We start from the raw sequence: 19,179 nt of genomic DNA on the forward strand, positions 1-19,179 counted from the left end.
CGGGGCGGCCGAGACATGGGCGCGGGGGCGGGGAGGGCGGGGAGGACATGGGGCGAAGTGGTGTGCGCGGAGAGCGTCCACGACCGAGCGGCCACGGCGGGGCGGAGGCACGCGCCGGTGACCTGGGCTGGGACGAGTCCCTGTACCAGGACACCGGGGGCGCGGTGCCCGGACCGGACGATCGCAGACCACCGGGCCACCGGCACAAGGGCGGCCGCGCCAAAAGACGCAGAGGGATTCGAATACTGCGCTGGACCGCGGGCACGCTCGCGGTCCTGGTGCTCGCCACGGCGGGCGCCGGCTATCTCTGGTACCGGCATCTGAACAGCAACATCAAGACGGACAAGCTCAACATCGGCGAGCACAGGGCGGCCAAGCCCACGCCGAACGCGGCGGGCCAGACCCCGCTGAACATCCTGCTGATCGGCTCCGACGACCGCAACAGCAAGGAGAACCTGAAGCTCGGCGGGCACAAGGCGAGTGTGGGCGCGGCCCCGCTGGCCGACGTGCAGATGCTGGTGCACCTGTCGGCGGACCGCACCAACATGTCGGTGGTGAGCATGCCGCGCGACACCCTCACCAAGCTGCCCAAGTGCACCGACCCGAAGACCGGCCACGTGTACGAGGCGACGGTCACCCCGCAGATGGTGAACGGCTCGCTGGGCCGTGGCGGCCCGGGATGCACGGTCGCCACCTGGGAGGAGATGACCGGCATCCACATCGACCACTACCTCATGGTCGAATTCGCGGGTGTGGTGACGATGGCGGACGCGGTCGGGGGTGTACCGGTCTGCGTCGACGCCAACTTCGTCGGACGGTATCGCGGACGCACGACCGGTGAGGGCACCGACCTGAAGCTGAAGAAGGGCACGACGTACGTCAAGGGCGAGCAGGCCCTGCAGTGGCTGCGGACCCGGCACGGCTTCGAGGACGGCACCGACATCGCGCGCGCCAAGGCGCAGCACATGTACATGAGCGCGATGGTGCGCGAGCTGCGCGAGAACGCGACGTTCAGCCATCCCAACAAGCTGCGCCAGCTGGCCGAGAAGGCCACCGACGCGCTGAAGCCCGACGAGGGCCTCGACACCATCAAGAAGCTCTACGACCTGAGCGTCGAGCTGAAGAAGCCCAACCCGAAGCGCATGACGATGACGACGATGCCGTTCGTGTACGCGGGCAGCCGGGTGGTCCCGACGCCCGCGGCCGACAAGCTGTGGAAGATGATCCGCGAGGACGTCGCGCTCGACGGCAAGGACAAGAAGAAGTCGACGACGCAGGTGTCGGACGACCCGGCGGCCGCCGACGACAAGATCGCGGTGCAGGTGCGCAACGGCACGCGGACGGCGACGACGGGCGCGGTGCCCGGCCGGGCCTCGGCGGTGCAGCAGGCCCTCATCGGCAAGGGCTTCACGCTGGCGGTCTCGGACCGGTCGGCGTCGCTCGCCGTGGACAGGACGGTGCTCGACTATCCGTCGGACGACCTGGAGGGCGACGCGCAGGCGGTCGCCAAGTCCCTGGGGATTCCGCTGAGTTCGGTGAAGAAGTCGGCGGACGTGTCCGGGGTGACGCTGACCGTGGGCGCCGACTGGAAGACGGGCACCACGTACCCGAAGTCCGCGGCCGAATCCGACGACCCCGCCAAGTCGCTGGACAAGAACCAGACGCAGAACGGCGCGGACGGCAAGCAGTGCATGCATGTGCAGGACGGCTACACCTGGTAGGTCGTACACATCCGGACGGACGTCCGGGCATCGAGGGCGCGGGAGGCGAACTCCCGCGCCCTCGGCGCTAGTTGGAGGCGAGGACGGCCGGCCTGCGCGACGCGATGACCCGCTTCGCCAGCGACTTGGGGCTCGTCAGGAAGCCCCAGCCCCACGTCATGTGCATGGTGGCGAGGGCGACGGGGATCTGGGCGCGCGCCTTGAGCGGCAGCCCCTTGCCCGCGGGGACCGAACCGGCCGTGATCGCCGCGAGGTACCCGGCGGGGACCACGAAGCCCCACGGGGTGAGCGCGGCGCCGACCACGATGCCCGCGGCGATCGCGCACACGGCGGCCGGCGGGGCGAGGTAGCGCAGGTTGATGGAGCCCGAGTGGTAGCGGGCGACGACGTGCCGCCAGCGGCCGTAGTCCTTGTACTGCTTGGCGAGCGCCTTCACCGAGGGCCGCGGGCGGTACGAGACCTTCAGCTCGGGCGAGAACCAGATGAGCCCGCCGGCCTCGCGGATCCGGAAGTTCAGCTCCCAGTCCTGGGCGCGGATGAACTCCTCGTTGTACCCGCCCTGCTGCTCCAGCGCCTCGCGCCGGAAGACGCCGAGGTAGACCGTGTCGGCCTGCTGGGCCTGGCCGCCGGTGTGGAACACGGCGTTGCCGACACCGATCTTCGAGGTCATCGCGGCGGCGACGGCCTGCTCCCAGGCGTTGGTGCCCTCGGCGTGCATGATGCCGCCGACGTTCATCGCGCCGGTCTCCTCCAGGAGGCGGACGGCGGTGGCGATGTACCCGGCGGAGAGCGCGGCGTGCCCGTCGACGCGGACCACGACCGGATGGCGGGAGGCCTTGATCGCGGCGTTCAGCGCGGCGGGGGTGCGGCCCGTCGGGTTCGGCACGGTGTGGACGCGCTTGTCGGCGGAGGCGGTTTCGGCGACCAGTTGCGCGGCGATCTCGTCCGTACGGTCGGCGGACGGGCCGAGGGCGAGCACGACCTCCATCGGGCCGTCGTACTCCTGCGCCAGGATCGCCTCGACGGCCTCTCGCAGATGCCGCTCCTCGTTGAGGATGGGCATGATCACGGAGACGGCCGGAAGCTGCTGCTCGGCAGTGTTGGCGGTTGCGTTCATCGGACGTCACGTTACCGCTAACGGGGGACACCGGCGCGCGCCGCCCGCCTCACTACCGCGGGCCGCAGATCGTATCGGCCTACGGTGACACGCCCCGTTCCACGCCCACCTTCTCGGAGGTGTCCCCCGGTGCCCACGCCGCCCCGCTCCCCCGCCCGTCCGCAGCGTCAACCGCGGCCGGGACAGGGCCGTCGTCCGGTCCGGCCGCCGCGCAAGAGGAAGCCCCGGTGGGCGATGCGGGTGGCGACCACGTTCTCGGTGACCGTGCTGGCCGCCGCCGGGATCGGGCACGCGCTCGTCACCGGCCTGGACACCGGCATCCAGCGGATCGACCCGTTCAAGGACATGAAGAACCGTCCGGCGGCCGGGCACGGCATGAACGTGCTGCTCGTCGGCACCGACGGCCGCGACAAGATCACCGAGGAGGAGCGGCAGAAGTACCGGCTCGGCGGCTCCCCCTGCCACTGCACGGACACGATCATGATCGTGCACATCTCGGACGACCACGAGCGGGCCTCCGTGGTCTCGCTCCCCCGTGACTCCTACGCGGAGATCCCGCCGCACACCGACATGAACAGCGGCGACGAGCACCACGCGCACCCGGTGAAGATCAACGCGGCGTACGCGGAGGGCGGGCCGCAGCTCACCGTGCGCACGGTCGAGCACATGACGCACGTGAAGATCGACCACTATCTGGAGGTCGACTTCACCAGCTTCATGAAGACGGTCGACGAGCTGGGCGGTGTCCGGGTGTGCACCACGCGGCCGCTGCGGGACTCGTACACCGGTCTCGACCTGGGCGTCGGTACCCACGACCTGGACGGCGGGCAGGCCCTTCAGTACGTACGGGCCCGGCACCTGGACGGCGCGGGGGACCTCGGCCGGATGCAGCGCCAGCAGCGCTTCCTGGCCTCCCTCATCGCGAAGACGACGTCGTCCGGGGTGCTGCTCAACCCGGTCCGCTTCCGTGACGTGGCCCGTACGCTGCTCAGCTCGGTCCGCGCCGACAAGGGGTTCGGCACGGACGAGATGGTCGAGCTGGCGCGGGCGATGCGGAACTTCTCGCCCTCGTCGTCGGAGTTCACGACGGTGCCGATCGGCAACATCAGCTACCCGGTCAAGGGCATCGGCTCCACCGTGAAGTGGGACGACAAGAAGTCCGAGAAGCTGTTCCAGGCGCTGCGCGACGACAAGCCGCTCGCGCCGCACCGGGCGAGGAAGAAGGCGACCGTCGTCGATGTCGCGCCGCAGCAGATCCGCGTCCAGGTGGTGAACGCGACGGCGACGGCCGGGCTCGGCAAGAAGGCGGACGCCGCGCTGAGGGGGACCGGGTTCCGTACGACGGGGGCGCCCGTCAGCGCCGACGACCGCGCTGCCGCGCACACCACGGTGTTGTACGACCCGCGGTGGGACCGGTCGGCCAAGTCGCTGGCCGCCGCGTTGCCGGGGGCCCGGATGCAGGCCGTCAATGGGCAGGGGGCCGTGTTGAAGGTCGTGGCCGGGGGCGATTATCGGGGGGTGCGGGCGGTGCGGGCCGAGGATGCGTCCGAGGGGGAGTTCGGGGCTGTCACCGGGGACGAGGTTTCCTGTTCCTCGTGACCGGGATCCGAGGCGCGGGACTCGGGGCTCCGCCCCGGACCCCGCTCCTCAATCGCCGGAGGGGCTTGATTGGTCCCCAAGGTGCTTGATCAGAGGTCGTCGTTCAGGCCCTCTGCGATGCGCTTCTCCCGCAGTTCCTTGATCGCTCGGCGGCGGGCCAGGCGGTGCTGGCGGCGGATCTGGGCCTCCTGGTTGCGGCGGCGGTCCTTCTCCGTCTCCATGAGGACCGGGGGCACCGGGCGCGGCTTGCCGTCGGCGTCGACCGCCGCGAAGACCAGGTAGGCGGAGCCGACGCGGGTGGGCGGCGTCGACTCGTTCCACCGCTCGGCCAGGACGCGGACGCCGATCTCCATGGACGTACGACCCGTCCAGTTGACCTGCGCGCGCACGTGCACGAGGTCGCCGACGCGGACCGGCTCCATGAAGACCATCTCGTCCATGGAGGCGGTGACGGCGGGGCCGCCCGAGTGACGGCCGGCGACCGCGCCCGCGACGTCGTCGACGAGTTTCATGATCACGCCACCGTGCACGGTGCCGAGCAGATTGGTCTCGGCGGCCGTCATGATGTGGCTCAACGTCGTGCGGGAGGCCGAGACCGGCTTGCCGGGGAGGGTGTCCTCCGGGGCCGCTCCAGGCGATATGGCGTGATCAGTCATGGTTCAACTGTATGTCCCGCCGACCGGAGCGGTCGTTCTTTGTGTCAGCTCTGCAACAGCCCTGGTCCGATTCATCTCACTCTCTTGTGGGGCACACAGCGGCTCACTGCACACTGTTCCAATGAGCGATTGGCCCGACGGGCGGAGCGACAGGCAGAGCGGCGGCGGCCGCGGCGGCTATGGCCGTGGCAGCGGGAGCGCACGCCCCGAGGGAGCCCGGGTCATGCGACAGGTGCAGCGGGGCCAGGTACCCCAGCAGCAGCCCGCGTACGACGACGGGTACGGCGACGGCGGCTACGGCGACAACGCCGGCAACGGCTACGACAGCGGCTACAACACCGGGCAGGTCTACGGTCAGCCCGGCCGCGCGGGCGGCGGCGACGGCGGGGCCGGCTACGGGCCGCCGACCGGCCGCCCCGCGCGCACGCCGAACTGGCGCAAGCGCATCAAGTGGACGGCGATCACGCTGGTCACGGTGGTCGTGGTGACCAGCGTCGTCACGTACTTCTGGGCCGACTCCAAGCTGAACCGGGACGTCGACCTGTCCAAGGTGATCGAGCGGCCCGAGGCGGGCGACGGCACGAACTACCTGATCGTCGGCACCGACAGCCGTCAGGGCATGTCCGCCGCGGAGAAGAAGAAGCTGCACACCGGCTCCGCCGAGGGCAAGCGCACGGACACGATGATGATCCTGCACGTCGGGAGCAACGGGGACACGCTCGTCTCGCTCCCCCGCGACTCGAACGTCACGATCCCCAGCTTCAAGGGCGCCGAGTCCGGCAAGCTCTACCCGAACACGGGCCGCCAGACGAAGCTGAACGCCGCGTACGCGGAGGACGGCCCCGAGCTGCTTGTACGCACCGTCGAGTACAACACCGGGCTGCACATCGACCACTACGCGGAGATCGGCTTCGGCGGCTTCGCGGGCATCGTGGATGCGGTCGGCGGTGTCGAGATGAACCTGAAGGAAGGCTTCAAGGACAAGTGGTCCGGCGCCGACTTCAAGGCCGGCAAGCAGACCCTCGACGGCCAGCAGGCCCTCGCCTACGTCCGCACCCGGCACGCCTTCGCCGCGTCCGACCTCCAGCGCACCAAGAACCAGCAGGCGTTCCTGGCCGCGCTCGCCCACAAGGTGGCCTCGCCGAGCACCGTCATGAACCCGTTCACGCTCTACCCGACGCTGGGCGCGGGCCTGGACTCGCTCGTCGTCGACAAGGACATGAGCCTGTGGAACCTGGGCTCGATGTTCATGGCGATGAAGTCGGTGTCCGGCGGTGACGGCAAGTCCATGAACATGCCGGTCAGCGGCAGCGTCGGCGGCAATCTGGTCTGGGACAAGACCAAGGTCAAGCAGCTCGTCGGGCAGTTCAACAACGACGAGAAGGTCACCGTGTCGGGCAACTGAACCCGTCCGGTACGCGTGAAGGGGCCCCGCCGGCCGTCGGCGGGGCCCCTTCACGTACGTACGCGTGGCTACGGCAGGTTGCGCGCCATGACGATGCGCTGGACCTGGTTCGTGCCCTCGTAGATCTGGGTGATCTTGGCGTCGCGCATCATGCGCTCGACCGGGTAGTCACGGGTGTAGCCGTAGCCGCCGAGCAGCTGGACGGCGTCCGTGGTGACCTCCATCGCCGTGTCCGAGGCGAAGCACTTGGCGGCCGCGCCCAGGTACGTCAGGTCGGCGTCACCGCGCTCGGAGGCGGCCGCGGCCTGGTAGGTCAGGGCGCGGGCGGCGGAGATCTTCATGGCCATGTCGGCGAGCATGAACTGGATGCCCTGGAAGTCGGCGATGGCCTTGCCGAACTGCTTGCGCTCCTGGACGTAGCCCTTGGCGTAGTCGAGGGCGCCCTGCGCGACACCGAGCGCCTGCGCGGCGATCGTGATGCGGGTGTGGTCGAGGGTCTTCATCGCGGTGGCGAATCCGGTGCCCTCGGCGCCGATCATGCGGTCGGCGGGGATGCGCACGTTGTCGAGGTAGACCTCGCGGGTCGGCGAGCCCTTGATGCCGAGCTTCTTCTCCGGGGCGCCGAAGGAGACGCCCTCGTCCGACTTCTCGACGACGAAGGCCGAGATGCCCTTCGAGCGCTTCTCGGGGTCGGTGACCGCCATGACCGTGTAGTACTCGGAGACGCCGGCGTTGGTGATCCAGCGCTTCACGCCGTTGAGCACCCAGTCGTCGCCGTCGCGGACCGCGCGCGTCTTCATGCCCGCCGCGTCCGAACCGGCGTCCGGCTCGCTCAGGCAGTACGAGAACATCGCGTCGCCCTTGGCGAGCGGGCCCAGGTACTTCTTCTTCAGCTCCTCGGAGCCGGAGAGGATGACCGGGAGCGAGCCCAGCTTGTTCACCGCGGGGATGAGGGAGGACGAGACGCAGGCGCGGGCGACCTCCTCGATGACGATGACCGTGGCGAGCGCGTCGGCGCCCGCGCCGCCGTACTCCTCCGGTACGTGCACGGCCGCGAGGTCGGCCGCGACGAGCGCGTCCAGGGCCTCCTGCGGGAAGCGGGCCTCCTCGTCGACCGCGGCGGCGTGCGGGGCGATCTTCGCCTCGGCCAGCGCGCGGACGGTGTCGCGGAGCATGTCGTGCTCCTCGGACGGGCGGTAGAGGTCGAAATCAGCCGATCCGGCCAAGGTTCTCACGCTCCAAGCGACGCTAATTACTGTTAAGTAACCCGAATTTTAGGTGTCTGCCCACGCAGGGGATACGTGAGCTATACGACAGCGGGAATGTGCCCCGTGAGCAGCTGTGGCACGCCCGACTATGCTCAGGCAGCGCAGATCAGCCCCCAGACCTCTGGAGCACCGCATGGCCCCCAAGATCACCGTGATCGGCACCGGCTACCTCGGCGCGACCCACGCCGCGGCCATGGCCGAGCTCGGCTTCGAGGTGCTCGGCCTTGACGTGGTGCCCGAGAAGATCGAGATGCTCACGCGGGGCGAGGTCCCCATGTACGAGCCCGGTCTGGAGGAGATGCTGCGCAAGCACGTCGCCGGGATCGAGGGGTCCACCGGGCGGCTGCGCTTCACCATGGACTTCGCGGAGGCCGGCGCCTTCGGCGACGTGCACTTCGTGTGCGTGAACACCCCGCAGAAGCACGGCGAGTACGCGTGCGACATGAGTTACGTCGACGCCGCCTTCGCCTCGCTCGCGCCGCACCTGGGTGCGGGCGCCCTCGTCGTCGGCAAGTCGACCGTGCCGGTCGGCTCGGCCGCGCGCCTCGCCGAGCTGCTGCCCGAGGGCGTCGAGCTGGCGTGGAACCCGGAGTTCCTGCGCGAGGGCTTCGCCGTGGACGACACCCTGCACCCGGACCGGATCGTGGTCGGCGTGACCAGCGAGCGGGCCGAGAAGCTGCTGCGGGACGTGTACGCGTCGCCGCTCGCCGAGGGCACGCCGTTCGTCGTCACCGACTTCCCCACCGCCGAGCTGGTGAAGACCGCCGCGAACTCCTTCCTGGCCACCAAGATCTCCTTCATCAACGCCATGGCCGAGGTGTGCGAGGCCGCGGGCGGCGACGTCGTGAAGCTGGCCGAGGCGATCGGCTACGACGAGCGGATCGGCCGCAAGTTCCTGCGGGCCGGCATCGGCTTCGGCGGCGGCTGTCTGCCCAAGGACATCCGGGCGTTCATGGCGCGCGCCGGTGAGCTCGGCGCCGACCAGGCGCTCACCTTCCTGCGCGAGATCGACTCCATCAACATGCGGCGGCGCGGGGCGATGGTCGAGATGGCCCGCGAGGCGCTCGGCGGCGGCCCGTTCCTCGGCAAGCGGGTCGCCGTGCTCGGCGCGACCTTCAAGCCCGACTCCGACGACGTCCGGGACTCGCCCGCGCTGAACGTCGCCGGGCAGATCCACCTCCAGGGCGGCCAGGTGACCGTCTACGACCCCAAGGGCATGGACAACGCGCGGCGGCTCTTCCCGACGCTCGGGTACGCGGAGACGGCCCTCGACGCGGTGCGCGGCGCCGATGTCGTCCTGCACCTCACCGAGTGGCGCGAGTTCCGCGAGCTGGACCCGGCCGAGCTGGGCGCCGTCGCCTCGGACCGGCTGATCCTCGACGGGCGCAACGCGCTGGACTCCGCGCTGTGGCGCGCGGCCGGCTGGACGTTCCGCGCGATGGGCCGCCCCGCGGCCTGACGCCCCTACGGCGCTGTGCGCTGCCGAACCCCTCGCGGAACAGCCGCGACAGGGTCCGTTCACCGGTGTGCACCGGGGCGGCGAGCCGCCCGAGCGTGCGGGGCGTGCGCAGGTCGCCCTCGACGAGCGCGCAGACCTCGAAGCGGCCCTGCCCCGAGAAACGGCGTTCGTGCCAGGTGGTCGCCGGGATCCACAGCGCGCCCGGCCACTACCCGCGATCCGGGCGCCGTGCTCCGTGGTGATCGCGAGGACGCCCGCGCTGACGTGGATCAGCTGGTGGTCGTCGTGGCGGTGCCGGTGCTCGCGGTGCTGCTGTCCACGGCTCTGCGCGAACCCGAGCGGTCCTGACGGTGCGGGGCGCGCCCGGAGCGGACGAGGCACGGTTAGCCTCTGGGCATCTGTAATGGTCACCCCTTGGAGGAGTCATGCCCCTCGCACGGTCCGCCGTCACGGTCCTCGACTGCCCCCGGCCGCTCGCCCTCGCGGAGTTCTACGCGGCGGTGCTCGGCGGCACCCCGGCCACGGACCCCGCGGAGCCCGACTGGGTCGACCTGGAAGTGCCGGGCGGCTCCGCGCTGGCCTTCCAGGAAGCGCCGGGGTACGTGCCGCCGCCCTGGCCGTCGGTGGGCGGCGCACAGCAGTTCCACCTCGATCTGCTGGTCGAGGATCTGGACGTCGCGGAGAAGGGGATCCTGGCACTCGGCGCCACCGTTCTCGACAACGACGACAAGAGCCGGTCCTGGCGCGTCTACGCCGATCCCGCGGGACACCCCTTCTGCCTGTGCGCCTGCTGACCGGGCGTCAGGGCCGCGCCGTCGAGGGCCCCCGGCGCTGCCGGGCGGCCCGGGCGGTGAACTCGGCCTCGCGCAGCACTCGTTGGACATTGCCCCAGGTGAGCAGGGCGAGATGGTCCTCGGGCCAGCCGCGGCTCTGCAACTCCGCGATCAGCGCCGGGTAACCGGCGGCGTCGGCCAGGCCCTCGGGGTGCGCGTCCCCGGTGTCGTACATCCCGGAGAGGCCGACCGATCCGGGGCCCGCCACGTCGCGTACGTGGTCGAGGTGGTCGGCGACGTCACGCAGCTCGGGGCCGGTCCGCGCGGCCGAACAGGGCACCAGGCACAGGCCCTTGCGCTCGCCGAGGTCGGCGAGCAGGTCGTCGGGGACGTTGTCCGGGTGCTGGTTGAGGGCGCGGGCGCCGGAGCGGGTGAAGAGCGCGGGGGCCTTGGACACGGCGAGGGCGCCGGCCACGGTGGCCCGGGTGGCGCCGGTGAGGTCGACGAGCATGCCGAGCCGGTTCATCTCCCGTACGACCTCTTCGCCGAACCGGGTCAGGCCCCGCTCGCACTCCGCCCAGGAGGCGCCCGAGAGGGTCAGCGCGCGCAGGCCCAGGGTGTGCAGGGCGCGCAGGGTGCCCAGGGAGTCGCCGGTGGCGGTGGCCGGGGCCGGGCCGATGACGACGGCGATGCGGCCGTGGGCGCGGGCATCGGCGGTCTCCGACGCGGAGCGGGCCAGGCGCAGGCCCTCCGGGTAGCGGGCGACGACGTTGTTGATCAGGTCGATCTGTTCCAGGGCCGCGGTGAGGGGGCTGTCCTCCGCCGCGTCGAGGGCCCACAGCAGGGCGCCGGTGCCGCCTGCGCGCAGGCGCGGCAGGTCGCTCTCGACGGAGGTCTCCCCCAGTTCGAGGTCGTGCCAGGGAAGGGTGCGCAGGGTCTCCGGCAGGCCGCAGTATCCGTCGGCCACGGGGTGCCGGGCCAGGTGGGTGCGGGGGTCGGGGGCGGGAGCGGGGACGGGGACGGTGGGAGCGGGCTGGTCGAGCTCGCCCGCCTCTGCGGGGGCGGTGACTTCGCCCTGTAGGTCTGCCATGGCAGGCTCCGGAAAACGTGGGACGGCGTTCGTCCCACCGTCCCACGCGCTGCCCTGCCGGGCTCAACGGGCTGAGCCGAACGGGGGTGCCGTGAGCGCGGGCCGATATCAGCCCCGATAGGGGCGCGGGGAACTGCGCGACCGGCCCCCACCGGGCCGCACCCGCGAACGGCGCTGTACTGGCCGCCCCTTGAGCGCTCGCCCCGCGCCGAGGTGCCGCCTTGCCCACCCTGCCGCCCCAGGCGGCAGATTGCCCAAGACGGCGGGGCACCCAGGACGGAGGAGCTGGAGGGCTAGGTGTCCAGTTGGGGCAGGGTGGCGTTCGACGGGGCGCGGCGGGACCGGAGGTCGCGGGAGACGGACTCGGCGGCACCGAGCACCCGCACGGCATTGCGCCACGTCAACTTCGCCAGATCGTCCTTCGACCAGCCCCGGTCGAGGAGTTCGGCGATCAGGTTCGGGTAGCCCGAGACATCGTTCAGGCCGTCCGGGGTGAACGCCGTACCGTCGTAGTCACCGCCGATCCCGATGTGATCGACGCCGGCGACCTCGCGCATGTGGTCGAGGTGATCGGCGACGGTGGCGACCGTCGCGACCGGCCGCGGCCGCGCCTCCTCGAAGGCCCGGTGCAGCTTCATCGCGGCCGGAGACGTGTCCAGGTGATGGAAGCCGTGCGAGCGCAGGTTCTCGTCGGCGGCCGCCGTCCAGTCGACCGCCGCCTGGAGGACGAACTTCGGCACGAAGGTGGCCATCGCCACGCCCCCGTTGCCCGGCAGCCGCTCCAGGACGTCGTCCGGGATGTTGCGCGGATGATCGCACACGGCCCGCGACGAGGAGTGCGAGAAGATCACCGGCGCCTCGGTGACGTCCAGCGCCGCCCGCATCGTCGTCGCCGCGACGTGCGACAGGTCGACGAGCATGCCCTCGCGGTTCATCTCGCGCACGACCTCGCGGCCGAAGGCCGACAGCCCGCCGACCCCGGGCTCGTCCGTCGCCGAGTCCGCCCACGCGATGTTGTCGTTGTGGGTGAGCGTCATGTAGCGCACGCCGAGCGCGTACAACGCCCGCAGCGTGGCGAGGGAGTTGTTGATGGAGTGGCCGCCCTCGGCGCCCTTGAGCGAGGCGATGCGCCCGTCCCGCCGCGCTGCCTCCATGTCGGCGGCCGTCAGCGCGGCCCGCAGGTCGCCCGGGTAGCGCGCGATCAACTGGTCCACGCAGTCGATCTGTTCGAGCGTGGCGCTGACCGCCGCGTCGCCCGTGAGATCCGTACGGACGTAGACCGACCAGAACTGCGCGCCCACGCCGCCGGCCCGCAGCCGGGCCAGGTCTGTGTGCAGGTGCGCGCTCTGGTCGACGGCGATGTCCCGCGCGTCGATGTCGTAGGTGACCTGCTCGCGCAGCGCCCACGGCAGGTCGTTGTGCCCGTCGACGACGGGGAACTCGGCGAGCAGCTCGCGGGCCCGCTCCACAGACGTAGTCATACGGCTATCGTGCTCACTTTCCGAAACCGAAACCGGACCCCGCGCCCTCGACCTTGGCGCGCAGCCGCTTGCCCTTCTCGGTGGCCTGGTCGTTCAGCTCCTGCTGGAACTCCTTCATGCGGGCGAGGAGGTCCTCGTCGTGCGCGGCGAGGATGCGCGCGGCGAGCAGCCCCGCGTTGCGCGCGCCGCCGACCGAGACGGTCGCGACCGGCACCCCGGCCGGCATCTGCACGATCGACAGCAGCGAGTCCATGCCGTCGAGGTACTTCAGCGGCACCGGCACGCCGATCACCGGCAGCGGCGTCACCGAGGCGAGCATTCCGGGCAGATGTGCGGCGCCGCCGGCGCCCGCGATGATCGCCTTCAGGCCACGCTCGGCGGCCTGCTCGCCGTAGGAGATCATCTCGTGCGGCATGCGGTGCGCGGAGACGACGTCGACCTCGTAGGGGATCTCGAACTCGTCGAGGGCCTTGGCCGCGGCCTCCATGACGGGCCAGTCCGAGTCGGACCCCATCACAATGCCAACCACAGGGCTCATTCGGTGATCGTTCCCCTCAGGTATCCGGCTGCGTGACGAGCACGTTCCAGTACGTCGTCCAGGTCGTCGCCGTAGGTGTTCACGTGGCCGACCTTGCGGCCGGGCTTCACGTCCTTGCCGTACATGTGGATCTTCAGCTGCGGGTCGCGGGCCATGCAGTGCAGGTAGGCGCTGTACATGTCCGGGAAGTCGCCGCCCAGGACGTTGCCCATGACGGTCCACTTCGCGCGCGGGCGCGGGTCGCCGAGCGGCAGGTCGAGGACCGCGCGCACGTGGTTGGCGAACTGGGAGGTGATCGCGCCGTCCTGGGTCCAGTGGCCGGAGTTGTGCGGCCGCATCGCCAGTTCGTTGACCAGAATGCGCCCGTCTCGGGTCTCGAACAGCTCGACCGCGAGGTGTCCGACGACACCCAGCTCCTTGGCGACGCGCAGCGCGAGCTCCTGCGCCTCGCCCGCCAGGGACTCGTCGAGGTCGGGGGCCGGGGCGATCACCGTGTCGCAGACGCCGTCGACCTGCTGGGACTCGACGACGGGGTAGGCGACGGCCTGGCCGTGCGGGGAGCGGACGACGTTCGCCGCCAGCTCCCGCGCGAAGTCGACCTTCTCCTCCGCGAGGACCGGCACGCCCGCCTTGAACGGGTCCTCCGCGTCCGCCGCGGAGCGCACGACCCACACGCCCTTGCCGTCGTAGCCGCCGCGCACCGTCTTGAGGACGACGGGGAAGCCGTCGCCCTCCGCGGCGAAGGCCACCACGTCGGCCGGATCGGCCACGATGCGGTGGCGCGGGCACGGCACCCCGAGCGCGCTGAGCTTCGCGCGCATCTCGCCCTTGTCCTGGGCGTAGAGCAGCGCGTCCGGCCCGGGGCGCACGGGGATGCCGTCCGCCTCCAGGGCCCGCAGATGCTCGGTGGGTACGTGCTCGTGGTCGAAAGTGATCACGTCGCAGCCGCGCGCGAACGCGCGCAGCGTGTCCAGGTCGCGGTAGTCGCCGACGACGACGTCGCCGACGACCTGTGCCGCGGAATCCTGCGGAGTGTCACTGAGGAGCTTGAATCTGATGCCGAGCGGGATGCCCGCCTCGTGTGTCATACGAGCGAGCTGGCCACCGCCGACCATGCCGACTACCGGAAACGTCACATCCCCAGGGTATCGGCCAAATGACTGGTTCCCGCGCGCCCCTCTTTCTGTAGGAAAGAACGAGGTAAGACCATCGACGCTGTCCGCAGGCGCCCGCGAGGGCCCGTGGTTAGCATGACTGGGTCGGCTCCCGCGGGGGCCGCGAGACCGAACGCACGGGGACGACGGGGGTAGAGGCGACGATTATGAGCGTGACGACCGGCCGACAGGCCAAGGGACTCGGCGCACTGCGGGTGCGGTTCGCCGCCCTGGCCCGGGAGATCGCCAAGTTCGGCGTCGTCGGCGCCCTGGGCGTCTTCGTGAACTTCGCGATCTTCAACCTGATGCGGCACGGCACCGACCTCCAGGTGGTGCGGGCCAGCGTGATCGCGACGGTCGTCGCCATCGTCTTCAACTACGTGGGGTTCCGCTACTTCACCTACCGTGACCGCGACAAGAGCGGCCGCGCCAAGGAACTCACGCTGTTCCTGCTGTTCAGCGTGGTCGGCCTGGTGATCGAGAACGGTGTCCTGTACGCGGCGACGTACTGGTTCCACTGGGACAGCTCGCTGCAGAGCAACATCTTCAAGTTCCTCGGCATGGGCCTCGCGACCCTGTTCCGCTTCTGGTCCTACCGCACCTGGGTGTTCCGGGCGCTGCCCGCCAAGGAGGCCGTGGCCAGCGCGGAATCGTTCCTGGACGATCCGACGCCGCCGGTCCAGCGCATCAAGTAGCCGCCCGCACCGTCTAGCGGATCGTCTCGGAATCGCCGGCCTGCTTCTTCAGCGGCGTACGGGACAGGAACAGACCGAAGACCGGCGGGCTCGCCTGGAGCATTTCGAGGCGGCCGCCGTCCGCCTCGGCGAGGTCGCGGGCGACCGCGAGACCGATGCCCGTGGAGTTGCGACCGCTGATCGTCCGCTCGAAGATCCGCGAGCCCAGCTCGGAGGGGACGCCCGGGCCCTCGTCCGTGACCTCGATCACCGCCTGGTTGCCGGTGACACGGGTGCGCAGGGCGACGGTGCCGCCGCCGTGCATCAGCGAGTTCTCGATCAGCGCGGCGAGCACCTGGGCGACCGCGCCCGGCGTGCCGACCGCCGTCAGGTGGCGCTTGCCCGAGGAGACGATGGCGCGGCCCGCGCTGCGGTAGGCCGGGCGCCACTCCTCCAGCTGCTGCTTGATCACCTCGTCCAGGTCGAAGGTGACGGCCGACCCGGTGCGCGGGTCTCGGGCGTTGGTCAGCAGCCGCTCGACGACGTCGGTGAGCCGCTCCACCTGGGTGAGCGCGATCGTCGCCTCCTCCTTCACCTCGGCCAGGTCCTCGGTCATGGTGATCTCCTCCAGGCGCATCGAGAGCGCCGTGAGGGGCGTGCGCAGCTGGTGCGAGGCGTCGGCGGCGAGCCGCCGCTCGGCCGTCAGCATGCGCGCGATGCGCTCGGCGGAGCCGTCCAGGACGTCCGCGACCCGGTCCAGCTCGGGCACGCCGTAGCGCTTGTGCCGCGGGCGCGGGTCGCCGGAGCCCAGGCGCTCCGCGGTGGAGGCCAGATCGGTGAGCGGGGACGCGAGGCGGTTGGCCTGGCGTACGGCGAGCAGCACGGCGGCGACGATGGCGAGCAGCGCCACCCCGGCGATGAGCAGCAGGGTGCGGCCCACCTCGGCGGTGACCTCGGAGCGGGGTTCCTCGACGGTGACCTTCTCGCCCTGCTCCCCGTCGGCGGTGTACTTGATGACCTCGCCGGCCGGGCGGGTGCCGATCTCGATGGGGCCGTGGCCGGGCATCTCGATCAGCGCGAAGCGCTCCCCGGCGACCTGATTCTGCAGGACGTCACCGCTGATCAGCTCGTCGCTGAGCATCCGGCTGTCGACGATGGAGGCCAGCCGGACCGCCTCGGACTGCACGCGCTCCTGGGCGCTGTTCGTGATGGTCCGGGTCTCGACGATGACGAGGGAGATCCCGAACACGGCGATCACGACCAGAACGACGGCGAGCGTGGAATTGATCAGTCGGCGGCGCATGTCTTCAGTGTCCCGGATGGAGTGGTCGCCCCTTCAGGGGCGCGGGGCTGTGTCCACCAGCGGCTCCGCCGCGGGGCGCGCGCGACCGCACACGACCGGCGGCCGCGACCGGGAGACCAGCCCCCGCGGCGCGAAGGCCACGGGGCTCCGCCCCGGACCCCCCGCTGCTCAAGCGCCGCAGAGGCTTGAGGAGCGGCTCAGCTCTTCTCGAACCGGAAGCCGACCCCGCGCACCGTGGCGATGTACCGCGGATTGGCGGCGTCGTCGCCGAGCTTCTTGCGGAGCCAGGAGATGTGCATGTCCAGGGTCTTGGTCGACGACCACCAGGTGGTGTCCCAGACCTCGCGCATGAGCTGGTCGCGGGTGACGACCCGGCCCGCGTCCCGCACGAGCACCCGCAGCAGGTCGAACTCCTTGGCGGTGAGCTGGAGCTCCTCGTCGCCCATCCAGGCCCGGTGCGACTCGACGTCGATCCGGACGCCGTGGGTGGCCGGGGCCTCCTTGGGCTCGGCGGCGCCGCGCCGCAGCAGGGCCCGGACCCGGGCGAGCAGCTCGGCGAGGCGGAACGGCTTGGTGACGTAGTCGTCGGCGCCCGCGTCGAGGCCGACGACGGTGTCCACCTCGTCGGCGCGCGCGGTCAGGATGAGGATCGGCACCGTGTGCCCCTCGGCGCGCAGCCGGCGGGCCACCTCCAGGCCGTCCATCCCGGGCAGGCCGAGGTCGAGGACCACGAGGTCGATGCTTCCCTGCAGTCCGGCGTCGAGGGCGGTGGGACCGTCCTCGCGCACTTCCACCTCGTACCCCTCCCTGCGCAGGGCGCGGGCCAGCGGCTCCGAGATGGACGCGTCGTCCTCGGCGAGCAGTACACGGGTCATGAGGTGATGGTAGTCCGCGCCGGACGAGGGCCGTGGGGTGATCCGCCGGTACGCGTCCGGCGGTGGGCCGGCGAGGGATCCCGGCGAAAGCGGAGTCACAGCCTCCGCGATTACGTCAATCGACTTCGAAGTGCGATCCTGGTGAAAACCTTGGAATCGCCAGGCCGGTTCCGTGGATACCTGTGATCCATCTCTCAAGTCCTTCCATATGGTGCACTGTCGTGTCGTATGGTGACCAAACGCCTGATGCACTACTGGGGGACCTTTGGAGCGCACCGCGCCCGGAGGTCCTTTCTTCATGTGCGTGAAAAGCAATGACCTGTGGCCGGGCCCTGGAACACGTAAGGAAGCGTGGACGGGGTGTGGATCCCGGGTCCCGCTGTGACACCTCTCCCGTCGGGCGTGGAGAGGACGGCGGGACTCCGGTGCCGGCCGCCCCCCACCGGGCGCTCAGCCGCTGCGCGGCGCGCGTCCCGAGACCCCACAAGGATCGACCATGGCGTCCAGCCTGACGAAGGACTCGGCCAGTACCCCTGGCTTCGAGAAGACCTTCTTCGGCCACCCCCGCGGACTGGCCACTCTCTTCATGACCGAGATGTGGGAGCGCTTCAGCTTCTACGGCATGCGGGCTCTGCTCCCCCTCTACCTGATCGCTCCCGGCGGCCTCCACATGGACGGGGCCACGGCGACGGCGATCTACTCGGTCTACCTGTCGCTGGTCTACCTGCTCGCCATGCCCGGCGGTTGGTTCGCCGACCGCTTCTGGGGTCCCCGCAAGACGGTGATCATCGGCTCCGCCATCGTGATCCTCGGTCACATCACGCTGGCGCTGCCCTCCGCGGGCTCCTTCTTCGCCGGTCTCGGCCTGGTCGCCCTCGGTTCGGGTCTGCTGAAGGCCAACATCTCCACGATGGTCGGCCACCTGTACAAGGGTCCCCAGGACCCGCGCCGTGACGCCGGCTTCACCGTCTTCTACATCGGCATCAACGTCGGTGGCTTCCTCGCCCCGCTGACCATCGGCACCATCGGCGAGAACGTCAACTGGCACTTCGGCTTCGCGCTCGCCGCGATCGGCATGGCCCTCGGCCTGGTCCAGTTCCTGCTCGGCAGCCGCCACCTGAGCCCCGAGAGCGACACCGTCGTCAAGCCGGCCACCAAGCAGGAGCGCGCCAAGGCGCTGAAGCAGTCGCTGTACTGGGCGATCGGCGCGGCGGTCTTCTACCTGATCGTCGTGGGCACCGGCCACTACACGCTGAACTGGATCCTGGTCCCGCTGTCCGTCATCGGCCTGGTCATCCCGGTCCTGGTGCTGGCGCGCATGAAGCGCGACAAGGACCTGACGGACGACGAGCAGTCGAAGGTCTCCGGCTACATCTGGTTCTTCGTCGTCGCCGCCATCTTCTGGATGATCTACGACCAGAACGGCTCGACGCTGTCGATCTTCGGCGAGGAGTCGACCACCAACACGCTGCTCGGGTTCCACTTCCCGACCTCGTGGTACCAGTCGCTGAACCCGATCATGATCATGGCGCTCGCCCCGGTGGTCGCCTCCGTCTGGCTGTGGCTGAACAAGCGCGGCAAGGAGCCGAGCACGGCGGTGAAGTTCGCGTCGTCGCTGGTACTGATGGGCATCTCCTTCGCCGTCTTCCTGATCCCGCTGATCGACACCGCCACCAACGGCGGCAAGGTCTCCCCGATGTGGCTGGTGGCGATCTACTTCGTCCAGACCGTCGGTGAGCTGTGCCTCTCCCCCGTCGGCCTGTCGGTCACGACCAAGATGGCCCCGGCCAAGTACACCGGCCAGATGATGGGTGTCTGGTTCCTCGCGGTCACCGCGGGCGACTCGATCACCGCCCTGCTCTCGACCGCGGGCGTGAACCTGAACACCAAGGGCGCCGTCGGGGTCGAGGTGCTCATCGCCGTCGCCGCCGGTCTCGGCTTCTGGACGTACCGCAACAAGGTCAAGAAGCTCATGGGCTCGGTCAGCTGACGCGACCCGCGCGCGAAGGGGTCCGGCCCGCACCACTCTCGGTGCGGGCCGGACCCCTTCGTCGGTTTCGGCCGTC

General features: G+C 70.5%; 16 protein-coding genes. 7 read left to right on the plus strand and 9 right to left on the minus strand.

The annotated features are described in order from the left end of the window. The first annotated feature begins 47 nt into the window (after positions 1-47). Complete coding sequence (locus ABII15_RS15830) at positions 48-1,721, plus strand: LCP family protein (RefSeq protein ID WP_353942963.1); 1,674 nt, start codon at positions 48-50, stop codon at positions 1,719-1,721. A 67-nt stretch (positions 1,722-1,788) separates the two neighbouring features. Here the strand turns inward: ABII15_RS15830 and ABII15_RS15835 are convergent, their stop codons facing one another. Next, positions 1,789-2,838, minus strand: a complete 1,050-nt coding sequence (locus ABII15_RS15835; RefSeq protein WP_353942964.1) for a glycosyltransferase family 2 protein — start codon at positions 2,836-2,838, stop codon at positions 1,789-1,791. Positions 2,839-3,072: 234 nt separating this feature from the next. Here ABII15_RS15835 and ABII15_RS15840 point away from each other — a divergent pair, with 234 nt between their 5' ends. Continuing rightward, positions 3,073-4,437, plus strand: a complete 1,365-nt coding sequence (locus tag ABII15_RS15840; RefSeq protein WP_353942965.1) for an LCP family protein — start codon at positions 3,073-3,075, stop codon at positions 4,435-4,437. An 89-nt stretch (positions 4,438-4,526) separates the two neighbouring features. Here ABII15_RS15840 and ABII15_RS15845 read toward each other — a convergent pair whose 3' ends face one another. Next, positions 4,527-5,093, minus strand: a complete 567-nt coding sequence (locus tag ABII15_RS15845) for an acyl-CoA thioesterase (RefSeq protein WP_351444000.1) — start codon at positions 5,091-5,093, stop codon at positions 4,527-4,529. Between the two features lie 121 nt (positions 5,094-5,214). Between ABII15_RS15845 and ABII15_RS15850 the strand changes: the two genes are divergently transcribed. Next, positions 5,215-6,498, plus strand: a complete 1,284-nt coding sequence (locus tag ABII15_RS15850) for an LCP family protein (protein WP_353942966.1) — start codon at positions 5,215-5,217, stop codon at positions 6,496-6,498. Between the two features lie 68 nt (positions 6,499-6,566). Here ABII15_RS15850 and ABII15_RS15855 read toward each other — a convergent pair whose 3' ends face one another. Continuing rightward, on the minus strand, positions 6,567-7,724 hold the full coding sequence (locus ABII15_RS15855; RefSeq protein WP_353942967.1) for an acyl-CoA dehydrogenase family protein: 1,158 nt from the start codon (positions 7,722-7,724) through the stop codon (positions 6,567-6,569). Between the two features lie 175 nt (positions 7,725-7,899). Here ABII15_RS15855 and ABII15_RS15860 point away from each other — a divergent pair, with 175 nt between their 5' ends. Together ABII15_RS15860 and ABII15_RS15865 are read left to right on the plus strand one after the other, a co-directional pair. Beyond that, entirely contained in the window at positions 7,900-9,225 is a 1,326-nt protein-coding gene (locus tag ABII15_RS15860; protein WP_353942968.1) for a UDP-glucose/GDP-mannose dehydrogenase family protein, read from the plus strand. 425 nt (positions 9,226-9,650) lie between these two features. Further along, positions 9,651-10,019 carry a VOC family protein gene (locus tag ABII15_RS15865; RefSeq protein WP_353942969.1) on the plus strand — a complete coding sequence of 123 codons (369 nt, stop codon included), beginning with the start codon at positions 9,651-9,653 and terminating at the stop codon, positions 10,017-10,019. 7 nt (positions 10,020-10,026) lie between these two features. Here ABII15_RS15865 and ABII15_RS15870 read toward each other — a convergent pair whose 3' ends face one another. The 4 genes from ABII15_RS15870 to ABII15_RS15885 all read right to left on the minus strand — a co-directional run bounded on the left by ABII15_RS15870 (position 10,027) and on the right by ABII15_RS15885 (position 14,243). After that, the gene (locus tag ABII15_RS15870) at positions 10,027-11,088 is read right to left on the minus strand and encodes a dipeptidase (protein ID WP_353942970.1); all 1,062 of its coding nucleotides are present in this window, start codon (positions 11,086-11,088) and stop codon (positions 10,027-10,029) included. Positions 11,089-11,381: 293 nt separating this feature from the next. Next, the gene (locus ABII15_RS15875) at positions 11,382-12,569 is read right to left on the minus strand and encodes a dipeptidase (protein ID WP_353942971.1); all 1,188 of its coding nucleotides are present in this window, start codon (positions 12,567-12,569) and stop codon (positions 11,382-11,384) included. A gap of 13 nt (positions 12,570-12,582) precedes the next feature. Beyond that, a complete protein-coding gene (purE, locus tag ABII15_RS15880) occupies positions 12,583-13,107 on the minus strand; it encodes a 5-(carboxyamino)imidazole ribonucleotide mutase (protein WP_351443991.1) in 525 nt (174 codons plus the stop codon). Then, entirely contained in the window at positions 13,104-14,243 is a 1,140-nt protein-coding gene (locus tag ABII15_RS15885) for a 5-(carboxyamino)imidazole ribonucleotide synthase (protein WP_353942972.1), read from the minus strand. Before ABII15_RS15885 ends, purE begins: the two co-directional genes overlap by 4 nt. A gap of 185 nt (positions 14,244-14,428) precedes the next feature. On the opposite strand from ABII15_RS15885, the gene ABII15_RS15890 reads away from it, so the two are divergent. Then, positions 14,429-14,956: a GtrA family protein gene (locus ABII15_RS15890; protein ID WP_353942973.1), complete on the plus strand. Its 528-nt coding sequence runs from the start codon at positions 14,429-14,431 to the stop codon at positions 14,954-14,956. A 13-nt stretch (positions 14,957-14,969) separates the two neighbouring features. Here the strand turns inward: ABII15_RS15890 and ABII15_RS15895 are convergent, their stop codons facing one another. Next, complete coding sequence (locus ABII15_RS15895; protein WP_353942974.1) at positions 14,970-16,238, minus strand: ATP-binding protein; 1,269 nt, start codon at positions 16,236-16,238, stop codon at positions 14,970-14,972. Between the two features lie 197 nt (positions 16,239-16,435). Further along, positions 16,436-17,113: a response regulator transcription factor gene (locus ABII15_RS15900; protein ID WP_018529729.1), complete on the minus strand. Its 678-nt coding sequence runs from the start codon at positions 17,111-17,113 to the stop codon at positions 16,436-16,438. 496 nt (positions 17,114-17,609) lie between these two features. On the opposite strand from ABII15_RS15900, the gene ABII15_RS15905 reads away from it, so the two are divergent. Next, the gene (locus ABII15_RS15905) at positions 17,610-19,103 is read left to right on the plus strand and encodes an oligopeptide:H+ symporter (protein ID WP_353942975.1); all 1,494 of its coding nucleotides are present in this window, start codon (positions 17,610-17,612) and stop codon (positions 19,101-19,103) included. Positions 19,104-19,179 lie beyond the last annotated feature (76 nt).

It is taken from the genome of Streptomyces sp. HUAS MG91 (assembly GCF_040529335.1).
GTDB classification, from domain to species: domain Bacteria; phylum Actinomycetota; class Actinomycetes; order Streptomycetales; family Streptomycetaceae; genus Streptomyces; species Streptomyces tabacisoli.